The sequence below is a fragment of the Myxococcus sp. CA056 genome (genome assembly GCF_013336715.1).
GTDB lineage: Bacteria > Myxococcota > Myxococcia > Myxococcales > Myxococcaceae > Myxococcus > Myxococcus llanfairpwllgwyngyllgogerychwyrndrobwllllantysiliogogogochensis.
Genome location: NZ_JABUMT010000001.1, coordinates 1,256,672 through 1,269,842, shown reverse-complemented (window position 1 = coordinate 1,269,842; position 13,171 = coordinate 1,256,672). Strand labels below are relative to the sequence as shown.

General features: G+C 69.3%; 12 protein-coding genes. 5 read left to right on the top strand and 7 right to left on the bottom strand.

From position 1 onward, the window contains the following. Positions 1–28: 28 nt before the first annotated feature. Positions 29–673, bottom strand: coding sequence for a response regulator transcription factor (locus HUA76_RS05220; RefSeq protein ID WP_174460146.1), 645 nt, complete (start codon positions 671–673; stop codon positions 29–31). A gap of 183 nt (positions 674–856) precedes the next feature. Between HUA76_RS05220 and HUA76_RS05215 the strand changes: the two genes are divergently transcribed. After that, positions 857–2,044 carry a S41 family peptidase gene (locus HUA76_RS05215; RefSeq protein ID WP_174460145.1) on the top strand — a complete coding sequence of 396 codons (1,188 nt, stop codon included), beginning with the start codon at positions 857–859 and terminating at the stop codon, positions 2,042–2,044. A 7-nt stretch (positions 2,045–2,051) separates the two neighbouring features. Here the strand turns inward: HUA76_RS05215 and HUA76_RS05210 are convergent, their stop codons facing one another. Continuing rightward, positions 2,052–2,420, bottom strand: a complete 369-nt coding sequence (locus HUA76_RS05210; RefSeq protein WP_141641153.1) for a hypothetical protein — start codon at positions 2,418–2,420, stop codon at positions 2,052–2,054. A 34-nt stretch (positions 2,421–2,454) separates the two neighbouring features. Next, positions 2,455–3,531 (bottom strand): dipeptide epimerase, encoded by a 1,077-nt coding sequence (locus HUA76_RS05205; protein ID WP_174460144.1) that lies wholly within the window; start codon positions 3,529–3,531, stop codon positions 2,455–2,457. A 245-nt stretch (positions 3,532–3,776) separates the two neighbouring features. On the opposite strand from HUA76_RS05205, the gene HUA76_RS05200 reads away from it, so the two are divergent. Next, a complete protein-coding gene (locus HUA76_RS05200) occupies positions 3,777–5,801 on the top strand; it encodes an ATP-binding protein (protein WP_141641154.1) in 2,025 nt (674 codons plus the stop codon). On the opposite strand, the gene HUA76_RS05195 is transcribed toward HUA76_RS05200, so the two are convergent. Further along, on the bottom strand, positions 5,802–6,491 hold the full coding sequence (locus HUA76_RS05195) for a suppressor of fused domain protein (protein WP_141641155.1): 690 nt from the start codon (positions 6,489–6,491) through the stop codon (positions 5,802–5,804). 193 nt (positions 6,492–6,684) lie between these two features. Between HUA76_RS05195 and HUA76_RS05190 the strand changes: the two genes are divergently transcribed. Further along, positions 6,685–7,725 carry a hypothetical protein gene (locus HUA76_RS05190; RefSeq protein ID WP_174460143.1) on the top strand — a complete coding sequence of 347 codons (1,041 nt, stop codon included), beginning with the start codon at positions 6,685–6,687 and terminating at the stop codon, positions 7,723–7,725. Between the two features lie 104 nt (positions 7,726–7,829). After that, positions 7,830–8,075 carry a hypothetical protein gene (locus tag HUA76_RS05185; RefSeq protein ID WP_174460142.1) on the top strand — a complete coding sequence of 82 codons (246 nt, stop codon included), beginning with the start codon at positions 7,830–7,832 and terminating at the stop codon, positions 8,073–8,075. A 13-nt stretch (positions 8,076–8,088) separates the two neighbouring features. Here the strand turns inward: HUA76_RS05185 and HUA76_RS05180 are convergent, their stop codons facing one another. Next, positions 8,089–9,261 (bottom strand): GNAT family N-acetyltransferase, encoded by a 1,173-nt coding sequence (locus tag HUA76_RS05180; RefSeq protein ID WP_174460141.1) that lies wholly within the window; start codon positions 9,259–9,261, stop codon positions 8,089–8,091. 159 nt (positions 9,262–9,420) lie between these two features. Continuing rightward, complete coding sequence (locus HUA76_RS05175; RefSeq protein ID WP_141641158.1) at positions 9,421–10,218, bottom strand: acyl-CoA desaturase; 798 nt, start codon at positions 10,216–10,218, stop codon at positions 9,421–9,423. A 215-nt stretch (positions 10,219–10,433) separates the two neighbouring features. On the opposite strand from HUA76_RS05175, the gene bioA reads away from it, so the two are divergent. After that, entirely contained in the window at positions 10,434–11,765 is a 1,332-nt protein-coding gene (bioA, locus tag HUA76_RS05170; protein ID WP_141641159.1) for an adenosylmethionine--8-amino-7-oxononanoate transaminase, read from the top strand. A 140-nt stretch (positions 11,766–11,905) separates the two neighbouring features. On the opposite strand, the gene HUA76_RS05165 is transcribed toward bioA, so the two are convergent. After that, a complete protein-coding gene (locus HUA76_RS05165; protein ID WP_174460140.1) occupies positions 11,906–13,003 on the bottom strand; it encodes an AI-2E family transporter in 1,098 nt (365 codons plus the stop codon). Positions 13,004–13,171 lie beyond the last annotated feature (168 nt).

Genomic DNA, 13,171 nt, shown 5'->3' with positions numbered 1-13,171 from the left:
CCTGAAGCACCCTTGGTGCAACTGGCGGTTACAGCGTGACGAGGCCCATCCGCGCGGCGCGGACGACAGCTTCGGTGCGGCGCTGGACGCCCAGCTTTCCGAGCACCGCATTCACATGGAACTTGGCCGTGTGCTCGCTGATGGAGAGACGGTCCGCGATGGCCTTGTTCGACAGGCCCTCCGCCAGCAAGGCGAGCACCTCCCGCTCGCGCGGCGTGAGCGCATCGGGGCCCAGGGCGCTGCTCCCTGGCGCGGCCGTTCTCGTGGACGTCCTCAGCTCGGAGAGTCCTGGGTCGAACACCACGAGCCCTCGTGCCACCGCGAGCAGCGCCGCCGTGAGCGGCATGGGCGCCACGTCCCGGAACAACAACCCCTTCGCCCCTGCTGCCAGCGCGAACTCGCCCGCTGTCTCATCCGCCACCAGCGCGAGCACGGGCGCCCCCAGGTCCGGCACCTCCACGCGCGCCTCCGCCTCCACCACGCGCAGTCCCGTGTCCCAGAGCACCACGTCGAAGGCTTCGCCCCTCGCGGACTCCAGCTCCACCTGTGTGCCGGACGCCACCGTGAGCAGCTCGCTCCCCTGGTCGCTGAGCACCCGTGAGAGCGCACCCCGAGCCAGCGGGTCTTCCGCGACCAATGCGAGACGAAGCGGGGCGAGGGGGGCATCCAACACGGAACCTCTTTCTTAACCAGGGGCCCTGCACTTCGCTCGGGGTGGCTTCCCAGACTCAAGGGCACCCCACGAGAGGTCACGCCCAGCCCACCGTCTGTCCATGAAGTAGTTTGAAGAGACGCCGTCCGAGCAGATGATGCCGCCCTCACGCGCGGGACTCGTACCGCGAGGAGGACACAAGGAATGGCGCTCCGTCTTCACTTCGTCGCCGTGGTCGTCTGCGCCCTGCTCGCCACCGCAGCCCACGCCGCGTCCCCATTCCTCAAGCCCGGTGACGAAGTCGTCGAACACGTCCGCAAGCGCTTCTTCGACGCGAAGCACGGCGAGGCCTGGGCCACGAAGCACCAGGGCTATGGCGCCGCCGCCACCAGCGCGGAGGACTTCGCCCGCCTCACGCGCGCCGCCCTCGCCGAACTCAACGCCTCACACACCGCCTTCTACCCACGCGACAGCGAGGGCTACGCCGGCCTCTCCGCCATCTTCCAGCGCTACCTCAAGCTCCCGAAGTACGAAGCTCCGAGCATCGGCGCCGATGTCATGGAAACCCCCGAGGGCTTCTTCGTCCGCCACGTCTTCGCCAACGGCCCCGCCGCCAAGGCCGGCCTGCTTCGCGGCGATCGGCTCGTCTCCGTCGAGGACAAACCCTTCACCTCCGTGACGTCGCTCACCCGCCGCGTCGGCAAGCCCACGCGCTTCTCCGTCGAGCGCACCCAGGGCGCAACCCCGCTCACCCTCACCATCACCCCTCGACTCATCAACCCGAAGGCCGAGTGGCTCGACGCCCAGAAGGCCAGCTCGCGCATCGTCGAACGCGGCGGCCGTCGCGTGGCCTACCAGCAGCTCTACTCCTGCGCGGGCCCCGAACATCAGGACCTGCTCGAGGAAACCCTCGCCGGGGACTTCTCCGCCGCGGATGCACTGGTCATCGACTTCCGCGATGGCTGGGGCGGCTGCAATCCCACCTTCCTCAACCTCTTCAACCGCACCGTCCCCATCTTCACCGGCATCAGTCGCGAGGGCCGTCGCAACGCCTGGTCCGCCACCTGGCGCAAGCCCGTCGTCCTGCTCGTCAATGGCAACTCTCGCAGCGGCAAGGAGATGGTGGCCCTCGTCATGAAACAGCACGCCCTGGCCACCCTCGTGGGACAGCGCACCGCTGGCGCGGTCCTCGCGGGGACTCCGCTGCGTCTGTCCACCGGAGACCTGCTCTACCTCGCAGTGGAGGACGTGGAGGTCGACGGCGTACGCCTCGAAGGGCAGGGCGTCCCCGTGGATGTCGACGTCCCCGACTCACTGGCCTTCGCCTTGGGCAAGGACCCGCAGCTCGACAAGGCCCTCGACGTGGCGTCGGTCGCGCTCTCCCCGCGCTGAACCCGCTTCAGTGTCTCCAGCTGCCGTACAGGTATGCGAGCCCCGCCGCGAGCACCACCAACATGCCCAGCACGCTCCACGTCACGATGGAGCAACCCGGCGTGGACCGGGAGATGACGGGCAGCTTCTGCGTCTTCAGCTCCTCCACGAGCTGCGACAGTCGCCCCGTGTCGTAGCTCACCGGCTCACCCGTGCGAATCTTCCGCCCGAGCTCCTTCAGCGACTCCTCACCGAAGAAGCGCTCCGAGAGCAACAGGCTGCGCGCCTGGAGCATCCGGTCCGTCCCACCGCGAGCGGGGTCCAGTCCGCAGCCATCACAAGGCTCGAAAGCGCCTTCCTTCGTTTCGCCGCATCCCACACAGACGGCCACGCTCATGCCCCCATCCTAGCGCGACCGCCCAAGCCCTTGGTCAAGCCAACGTGACGCCGTGCCCCACCGCCTCCGCGTCCAGGTGCAGCCGCGCGCCCTCGTAGCGCAGCCCTCCCTGGAACGGATGCCGCGCGATGAACAGCGGCGTGTCCAGGTCCGCATACGTGAAGCCGCCCAGCCCCGCCGCCAGATGCGCCGACGCGCTCATCGCCAGCACGCTCTCCACCATCCCTCCCACCATCAGCTCCAGCCCCGCCGCTCGCGCCAGGCTCCACATCGTCAGCGCCTCCACCACGCCGCACTTCATCGTCTTGATGTTGATGCCGTGCGCCGCCCCCTCGCGGATGAGTCGCAGCACGTCCTTCGCCGAGCGCGCTGACTCGTCCGCGCAGATGCGCACCTTCGAGCGCCGAGCGACTTCCGCCATGCCCGCGAAGTCCGACGCCGGTACCGGCTGCTCCAGGAGCGCGAGCGGCACGTCCGCCCGCTCCAGCTCCTTCAAGAACGCCAGCGCCTCCGCCACGTCGTAACCGCCATTCGCATCCGCGAACAGTCGCGCATGGGGCGCCACCTCGTGAATCGCCACCATCCGCGCCGCGTCCTCGTCCGGCGCCAGCGCCCCCACCTTCACCTTCAACGTGGTGATGCCCCGCTTCAGGATGGCCCGCGCCGACTCCGCCGCGTGCGGCACGTCACCCGCCGTCACCGTCATGTCGATGTCCAGCGTCGTCCCCGCGCCCCCGAGCATCACGTACAACGGCACACGGTGATGTCGCGCCAGCGCATCCAGCACCGCCATCTCCACCCCCGCGCGCGCCGCCGGCGCCAACGCGAGCCCGTCGCCGAGCCACTCCGACAACGGCCTCCACGCACGCACGTCCTTGCCCAGGAGCCCCGCGTGCACCTGCTCCAGCGCCGCGAGCGTGCTCGCCTGCGTCTCTCCGCTCACCGCTGGAAACGGCGCCGCCTCGCCCAGCCCCACCGTGCCATCCGCGAGTGTCAGTCGCACCAGCACGTTCTGTGCGACGTGCTGCGCCCCCGTGGCGATGGCGAAGGGCTCCGTCAGCGGCAAGTCGAGCGGCGTGAAGCGGACAGCGGTGATGAGCGTGGGCGTCATGTCGAGAGGCGCATCCTGGTCCGCTCCCTGGAAAGAAGGGGACACGCGAGAGGTAGGTTCATCGTATTCAACCCGGTGCTCCCAGGTGTCAGGGAGGCAGATGTGTGCCTCGCAGCCTCGGCTTGTGCCTGCAGCCCTTTCATGGCGACATGCGGGGACTCCGGACGTTTCCAGGAATTGCGGCCCCGTGATGGGGTTCCGGAGCTTTGCCTCCGGGTGACGTGGAAGCCCGGAGTGGGCGGGGCATGTCGGCGACGGACACGAGACAGGCAGTCCCGGGCGCGGATGCGCTGCTGGATGCGCTGGAGGAAGCGGAGCGCCATGACTCGGAAGGGTGCATGGTGTTGCGTGCCGTCCGCGACGAGTCCGGCGTCATCACCGACTTCGAGTGGCTCTGGTCCAACCCCGCCGCGTCGCGCGCGCTGGGCCGGGGCACCGACACGCTGCGCGGCCTGCGGCTGAAGGACATCTCCCCCATCGCGGGTCTGGGTGGGCGGCTGGCGGTGCTCAAGCAGGTGGTGGAGTCAGGCCGGCCCGCCGCGGACAGCTTCCCGGAGGGCGACGCGTGGTTGCTCGGCACCGCGGTGCCGCTGCGGGACGGCGTGCTGTTGCGCCTGCGCGATGTCACCAGCGCCCTGCGCATGGAAGAGGGGCTGCGCGACACGCTGGACTGGGTGCGCGACGTGCTGGAGAGCACGCCCGAGGCCTTCTTCACCGTGGATGCGGAGTGGCGCATCACCTACGTCAACAGGCAGGCCGCCGAAATCACCGGCCGCACGCAGGAGCAGGTCTTCCGGAAGCTGTTGTGGCAGGCGTGCCCGGAGCTGGTCGGCACCTTGTTCGAGCGCGAGCTGCGCCGCGTGGCCGCCGAGGGCTCCTCCACCATCTTCGAGGTGCGCACCGCGCCGGACCGCTGGCACGAGGTGCACGCCTGGTGCTCGGGGCAGAACGTCTCCGTCTTCTCGCGCGACATCACCGGCAAGAAGCGCGCGGAGGCGGAGCGCGATGCCCTGCTGACGCGCGAGCACTCCGGCCGACTGGAGGCGGAGGCCCTGGTGCGCGAGCGCACCGAGGAGCTGGTCGCCGCGCGAGAGCGCCTGGTGCAGTCGGAGAAGCTGGCCATGGCGGGCCAGCTCGCCGAGGGCGTGGGCCACGAAATCAACAACCCGCTCTCCTACGTCAGCGGCAATCTCCAGTTCGCGCTGGAGCAGTTGGAGCTGTCGATGGAGGGGGGCATCCTCGGCAAGAACGCGCCCCTGGCCGAGGCCCTGGAGGCGCTGCGAGAGGCCCGTGAGGGCGCCGAGCGCATCCGCGTCATCGTCCGCGACCTGCAGACGTTCGCCCGCGCGGATGAGCCGCACCTGTCCCCGGTGGACGTGCACGCGGCGCTGGAGTTCGGCCTCTCCATGGCCATGCCGCACCTGCGCTACCGCGCGGAGGTGGAGCGACGCTTCGCCGAGGTGCCCACCGTCATGGCGCATGAGGCGCGGCTGGGGCAGGTGTTCCTGCACCTGCTCGTCAACGCGGCGCATGCGATTCCGGAAGGGGACTTCACCCGGCACCGCGTCACGCTCTCCACGCGCGTGGAGGGGCCGTGGGTGGTGGTGGAGGTGGCGGACACGGGCCACGGCATGACGCCCGAGGTCGCCGAGCGCGTCTTCGAGCCGTTCTTCACCACGCGCGCGGTGGGTGAGGGCAGCGGGCTGGGGTTGTCCACCAGCCTGGGCATGGTGCGCAGCATGCGTGGCGAACTCACCGTCAACACGACGCCGGGCGTGGGCAGCACCTTCAGCGTGCGCCTGCCGATGACGGAGGCGATACCGGACGCGGTGACGAAGGGCTCCACGCAGGAGGTGCCCGAGCGCAAGCGGGTGCTGGTGGTGGACGACGAGCCGCAGCTCGCGTCGCTGTTGCGGCGGCTGTTGGGGCAGCACCACGAGGTGGTGGTGAGGCACAGCGGGCGGGAGGCGCTGGCGCTCTTGGAGCAGGACGCGGACTTCGACCGTGTCTTCTGCGACTTGATGATGGCGGACGTGACGGGGATGGACCTGCACGCGGAGCTGTTGTCGCGCGGGCCGGAGCTGCTGTCGCGCTTCGTCTTCATGACGGGCGGCGCATTCACCGAGCGGGCGCGCGCGTTCCTGCAGACGGTGCCGTTGCCTCGAATCGAGAAGCCGTTCGACCCGGGGACGCTGCGGGCGCTGGTGGAGGGAGCACCTCCGCGCGCCAGGGCCTTGGGGCCGCTGGCGCGCGTGGCTCGGAGCGGGTGACTACAGCTTCACTTCCTCGCGGTCCGGGTGGGTGATGTACCCGGTGCCGGCCGTGACGAGCTTCTCCATCAGCTTGTCCAGGCCGTTGGAGCGCGCGAAGGCCATCTCGTTCTTGGTGACGCCCACGAGCGTGAGCAGCTGCACCTTGCCGCTGGGCAGGGCGAAGTGGTCGGGGCGGGATGGGTCCCTGACGAAGACGAAGCCTCCCAGCTTGGAGTCTCCGCCATCGAGCGTGCCTTCCACCGGGTAGCGGTGGTTGAGGGCGAAGGCGCGCATCGTCACGAGGTTGTAGGCCATCATGTCCAGCAGCCGGAACACGGGCCACTTGGCCTGCTCTGGCGTGTGGATGACCATCTCGTAACCGATGCCACTGGGTGTCTCGTCGGTAATCTCGTCACCTGGGGCCACGGTGAAGGGATTGGACAGCCCGCTGGTGACATAGGTCCAGTAGGGGTAGTCCGGGCTCGGCGGCGCGGCGCGCACGCCCATGGGGCCCCAGTTGGGGTCCGCTTCACCTTCTACTTGTGCGAGGTCGCTCTCCATCCAGGCCTGGATGGCATCCGTCTGGTCGAGCGTGAAGACGCCTTCATCAATGGCGCCGAACATCTTGGGGTACTCGACTTCATCGCGGTCAGCCCAGCAGTCTTCGTACCACTGGATGAAGTCTTCGTCCGTCTCCGGTGCTTTCATGACGGACCCACTCTAGAGGGTCACCCCGGTTTCTCAACTTCCCCGTGAGGGTCCCCCCTCGGACCTGGCAGGTGGGAAACAGGGGCCCTCCCTCCCGGCCGCCCCCTGAGGCCCCGGGGAAGGCGGGGGTCGCTGGCCTGTCTCCCCTCGGTGGGATAGGCGGGGGGCGAGGTCTCCGCCCGGGGAGGGACACGTGGAGCATGCGTTTCGAGGGGTCGTGTCGGGGGGCTGCATCCGTGACGAGCAGGAGCTGATGCTGGTCGTCAGTCACCCCCATCCGGACAATGACTTCGGAGGCGGGCCGGGCCCGGTCGGGGAGTGGAACCAGCCCGTGGACGCGGAGGCGTACCAGGACCTGGTCGACTCCGGCTCCGACCCGGACGACGCCAGGTTCGAGGTGGATGATTACCAGCATGTAGCGGTGCGCACGGCGGGCGCGTGGACCCTGGAGCAGGTGGTGGTGGTGGGGACCATCGACGCCCTGTGTCGACTGGGAGCCAACCGCCATGGGGCGTTGGTCTCGTATGGCGGCACGGCGCACTTCGTGGCCATCCGTTCGAGCGAAAGCGGGAAGTGGGAGTCGCTGGAGTACGAGGGCGTTCCGGAGGGGCTGGTGGAGACGCGGGTGTGCTTCAGCGGTGAGGACATCGTGATGGCGGGGAGCCGAGGTTTCGAGCTCGACTCGCCCGCGGAGGTGGGGCTGCTCGTGCGCGCCGAGGGAGCCATGCGCTGGACGCAGTCGCTGGGGCAGTTGCCAGGGCGGGTGCTCGCGCTGGACAGCTGTCCAGGGGCGGCTGGGGCGCGGGTGCTCTATGCGGGCGGCCGGAGCCTCTGGATGCATGGGGAGGGCGGCTGGCGCGAGGTCCACTCGTTCCCGCGCGGGGAGGTGTCGTTCGTGCGGTGTTTCCCCTCGGGTGAGGTGATCGCCGGGACGACGCAGGGGGACGTCATCCTGGGTACGGCGGAGGCGTGCCGCGTCGTCGCTCGCGTCGGTCGCATCCACTCGGCCGAGCGGTGGGGTGGCGAGTTCTATGTGGCGGACGAAGACAACGTCTATCGCGTGGATGCCTCGGGCTTCGAGCGGTGCGCCGTGCCCAAGGAGTCGTCCGTGGCGAGGAACGTGTCCGACGTGGGCCGGCTCGTCGTGGGGAATGACCGATTGTGGCTGGCCGGGAGCCATGTGCTGGCTTCGAGCACGGATGGGAAGCGCTGGACGACGCACCCGGTGCGATGAGCCGAGGAGCGTTGCGTGAGCTCGAGGACCTCGGGCTCACGATGGTTCATCATGCCGGCTGGGTTCGTGCCCGCTATCGAGGCAGGGCCGCGAGGAGCGTCGACGTGCCTATCAAGATGACCATTCGTGTGCGGAACAGGCTCGGACGCCCGTCGTCACTGGTGCTCGAGCCCTGGGGAGAAGTGGCTCTGCTGACGGCGGGAGAGGTGGTGGAAATCCACGGCCAGGGCCCCGCCCCTGGAGAGGCGAAGGACGGCGGGCTCTTGCAGGTGGATATGACCGACGATGGAATCATCGTCTGGGGATGGAGCGGTTCTGACTTCGAGATTTCACGGTCCTCGGGGTCGTGAGACCGCACCCTGTCTAGATTTTCGGCAGGGGCCAGGGCTTGAGGCCTGAAATCTGCTCCGCCTCTTCCACCGCCATGTTCAGCCTTGCCCGCTCGCGCCGCACGTAGTCGCGCACCGCGCTGTCCAGCCTGCGGTCGAAAATCACATGCGCGCTGTGCACCGCCGTGGGCTCGAAGCCCCGGGACACCTTGTGCTCGCCACCCGCGCCCGGCTCGAACACCTTGCGCCCCGCTCGGATGCAGTCGTCCACCGAGTGGTACAGACACACGTGGAAGTGCAGGAACGGGTGCTCCTCGATGCTCCCCCAGTAGCGTCCGTAGAGCCGCTCCTTCGTCGCCAGGTTGAACGCCCCCGCGATGACCCGGCCCTCGCGCACCGCCTCCACCATCTCCACCGAGTCCGGCATCGCCTTGAAGACCCGCGAAAAGAAGTCCGGCGTGAGCTGCACCCGGCCCCAGGAGTGCCGCTCGCACGTGGCCTCGTAGAACTCAAACGCGCGCTTCGCATGCGCCTGCGTCAGCTCCGTGCTTCGCACCGTGCGCAGCGTGATTCCCTGTGTGGCCGCCGCTGCTCGCTCGCGCTTGAGCTGATGTCTCCGCTTGGAGTCGAAGCGCGACAGGTAGTCGTCGTAGCTGGCGTAGCCCGGGTTCTTCCACTGGAACTGGAGCGTCACCCGCCGCGCCAGTCCCTGCTCCTCCAGGAAGTCCGCCTCTTCGTCCGTCGGGTAGAGGATGTGCACCGAGGAGCACCCCGCCTCCTGCGCGCTCTCCACCGCGGCGATCAGCAACGCCTTGCGCAGCGCGGGCACGTCCTCGCCCTGGGCGATGAGCATGCGCGGCACCGTGGCCGGTGACAGCGGCCCTCCGACGATGAGCTTCGGGTAGTACTCCACGCCGAGCCGGGCGGCCGCATCCGCCCAGCCGAAGTCGTAGATGTACTCGCCCATGCTGTGGAACTTCCGGTACGCGGGCGCGGCGGCCACCAGCTTCGGGCCGCGCCATATCGTCAGGTGGTGCGGCGCCCAACCGGTCTCCTCGGTGGCGCTGCCGCTCTCCTCCATCGCCGCCAGCCATGCATGGCGCGCGAAGGGCGGTGCGTCCGGACCGGCGAGCGCGTCCCAGTCAGCGGCCGGGACGTCTGTCACTGCGTCGAGGATGCGGAGGCGGAGGGGAGTGTCTGTGGGCACGGGGGGCTGTTTTAACGCGCGCCGTGCGTTCTCGCCGCCTGGCCGTGGGCTTGCCTTCGCCCGGCCCTGCTGGAACCGCCGGGAGGCCCGTTCGCCGGGGGAGGAGGCTTTCGGGCCTCTTCCCCTCGGTTCGGCTCACTCCCGGGTACGACTGGCGGCTCAGGCCGCCCGGGCGGCGCCTGTGTCGTGCGCGGCCTCTCGGCGCGGCTCCGGCCACACCGCCCGCTGCGGCGTGGCGATGCGGATGACGCCCAGCTTCGCCAGCACGCGCATCACCTGCCACGTGGGGTCGATCTCGAACTTGCGCGCCGCGAAGTTCGGGCTGCTGCCGAACTTGTGGTGGTTGTTCTGGAACAGCTCACCCATGCAGAGCACCTCGACGGGCAGCGTGTTGCGCGACTTGTCGCTGCTGTCGAAGTTCCGGTAGCCGTACTTGTGCCCGCACCAGTTCACGATGGCGCCGTGCACCGGGCCCATCAGGAAGTGCACCGGCAACAGCAGGAACTGCCAGGGCGCCGTCGCGAAGGCCACGTAGAACGACGTGTACAGCCCCACCCAGAACAGCGTCGCCACCCAGGACGTGCGCAGCGTGTCGTCCACCAACGGCCACTCGGGATAGCCGCCGAGGAACCGAGCCTCCGGCTGCCCGCGACCCGCCGTGTAGTCCTCGTAGCGCTTCTTCGTGTGCAGCATCATCCGGAACACGTCCGTGAAGAAGTGCGGCGAGTGCGGGTCCTTCTCCGTGTCCGAGAAGGCGTGGTGCTCGCGGTGCAGAATCGCGTAGGCCTTGGGCGACAGGTACGACGAGCCCTGCACCAGATACGTGAGCAGGTGCATCACCCGCTCCGTGCGCGGACCCATGGTGTACATGCGGTGCGCGGAGTACCGGTGCTGGAAGAAGCTCTGAAAGAAGACACAGAGCAGCCAGTGCGAGACGAAGAAGACGAGGACGGCCATGGCGCTTTCCCGGTTCGGTGTCAGAACCCGGGTAACACCCCCCATGTCATGGCCACGTCATCACCGGCCGGAAGTTGCTCCCCGGTGACGACCGGGTGAGCCCTGACTTCATGCCGCCATCAGTCGGACGCGCTGCGCCAGGGCATGACGCGCGGTGACAGGGGCTCGATTTCCGGTACGGAGCACCTCTCACATTCATCGACAGGGGTGCACACGTGGAGCGGGCCGACATCGTCAAGCTGGACAAGGGGCACGTCTGGCACCCGTACACCGCCATGGAGGCGTACATCGCGGGGACGGACCCGCTCGTCATCTCCCGTGCGGAAGGGCCCTACCTCTTCGACGTGGATGGCCGGCGCTACCTCGACGCGAATGGCTCCTGGTGGGTGTCCACCCTGGGCCACCGCCACCCGCGCCTCCTGCGCGCCCTCACGGAGCAGGCGGGCCAGCTGCCCCATGTCTCGCTCGCGGGCATCACCCACGAGCCCGCCGCCGCGCTCGCCTCGGAGCTGGTGGCGATGGCCCCCGGCGCGGACCGCCCGGAGCTGCCCACAGGTGAGCGGCTGACGCGCGCCTTCTACTCCGACAACGGCAGCACCGCGGTGGAGGTGGCCATCAAGATGACCGCCCAGTACTGGGCGCAGAATGGCCAGCCTCGTCGCACGCGCTTCATCACCCTGTCCGGCGCGTTCCATGGAGAGACCATCGGCTCCACCAGCGTGGGCGGCGTGCCCCTGTTCCGCGAGGTGTTCGGGCCACTGCTCTTCGACGTGGTGCATGTGCCGTCTCCAGCGGAGGAGGGCGGCTGGGAGCGCGCCTTCGCCCAGGTGCAAGCCGCGCTGCGCGAGCACCCGGACGAGATTGCCGGCGTCATCGTGGAGCCCATCATCCAGGGCGCCGCGGGCATGCAGATGTACTCGCCGGACTTCCTGCGCGCGGTGCGCGAGGCCACCCGCGCGGTGGACACCTTCCTCATCGCCGATGAGGTCTTCACTGGCCTGGGCCGCACCGGGGCTCGCTTCGCCGTGGACCTGGCGGGCGTGGTGCCGGACCTGCTCTGTCTGGCCAAGGCGCTCTCGGGCGGACTGATGCCTTTCGCCGTGACGCTCGCGTCCGAGCGCATCTTCTCGGGCTTCCTCGGCGCGTCGTCGCGCGCGCTGTATTACGGGCACTCGTACTGCGGCAATCCGCTGGGCGCGGCCGTCGCCCGCGAGGTGCTCGCCGTGTATCGCGACGAGGACGTGCTGGGCCAGGTGGCGCGCAAGGCGCCGAAGGTGAAGGCCGCCTTCGAGCGCATGGCCGCGACGCTTCCCGGGCTCGTGCGTCCGCGCGCCATCGGCATGGTGGGCGCGGTGGACCTGGGCGGTGGGGGATACCTCGCGAGCAGCGGGTGGCGTGTGTACGAGGCGGCTCGGCGACGCGGGCTCTACCTGCGCCCGCTCGGTGACACCGTGTACATCGCGCCCGCGCTCAACATCCCCGACGCCGCGCTCGATGAGTTGCTGGCGGGCGTGGAGGACTCGCTGCGCGAGGTGGCGCGCGGCTGATGGTGCGTCCCCGCGAGAGGCCTGGGCGCGCGGCGGGTGCCGGAGGTGATTCGGCTCGCGTCAGGAGGGCCCGGTGGGTGACGGCGCCCCGTGCAAGGGCCGCTTCGGCGTGTCGTGGCGCCGAGGTGTCTCGGCTCTCGTCAGGACGGCCCGGGCGGTAGCACCGAGTCCGCGCGGGCGATGCGGCGCTCCTGTCGGAACAGGAGCATCTCCCGGACGAGAATCTGCACGGTGGCCGCGACGGGCACCGCCACCACCGCGCCGACGACACCCGCCAGCTCCGCGCAGAACAGCACCGCCAGCAGGATGAGCAGCGGGTTGACGTGCACCGTGCGACGGAAGACGAGCGGCGCCAGCACGTTGCCCTCCAACTGCCCGTACAGCACGAAGTACGTCAGCACCCCCAGCGCCATCCACATCCCGCCCGTCGCCCACGTCAGCAGCGTGATGAAGCCTCCCGCCACCACCGGTCCCGCGTAGGGCACCATGCTGGAGAAGCCACTCACGATGCCCAGCGGCAGGAAGTACGGCACGCCCAGCACCGCCAGCACGGTGGACGTGAGCAGCGCGTTGAAGGTGCAGATGAGCGTGAGCCCCGTCAGGTACCCGCCCGTGGCCCGGTACACGTTGCGCAAGACTCGCACATAGCGCATCCGGTGCTCCGGCTTGGGCAAATCCAACAGTCGCTTCAGCAGACCGCCGCCGAACACCAGCATGAAGACGACGAGGAAGAAGACGCTGAGCGCGCCTCCCACGAGCCCCACCATGCTGCCAATGGCATGAACCACCAGCCCCGGCAGCGTCCCCGTGGCGAGCTGCGGCGTGGCGTCCTCGAGCTGCCGTGCCCAGCCCAGGTTCTGCAATCGCTCGTTCAGCCCCCGGAAGGGACGCGACTCGCGCACCTCCTGCCAGAGATGCGGCCACTGCACCACCAGCGCATCCACCTGCGCCGCCGCCGCCGGAATCACCAGCAACGCCAGCAGCGCCAGCACCGTCATCGCGGCGAGCAGCATCGTCGCGATGGCCAGCGCCCGAGGCATCTTCCACCGCTCCAGCCGCGAGACGCCGTGCTCCAACGCCAGCGCCAGCAGCGCCGCGATGCCCGTCAACGTGAGGGCGACCCGCGTGCGCACCACCAGCACCACGAGCGCCAGCACCGCCAGCACCACGAAGCACACGGTGAACACCGTCTTCGGTGTCACCTGGGAGCCCTGTCTCGTTTCCCCCTGCTCCGCCACCGTACCCCCACGCGACAGACACCTCGCCTCGTGGGGGTATGCAGTGCCTCGCCTGGATGCCAGCCTCCCCGCCCGGAGGCGCCAGTGGATGTCAGGTCGACTCCACCCGCGCCCGGGACTTCCGGCATGGCGTGTTCATGCGCCGACAGTGACGATGACGCACGCGCC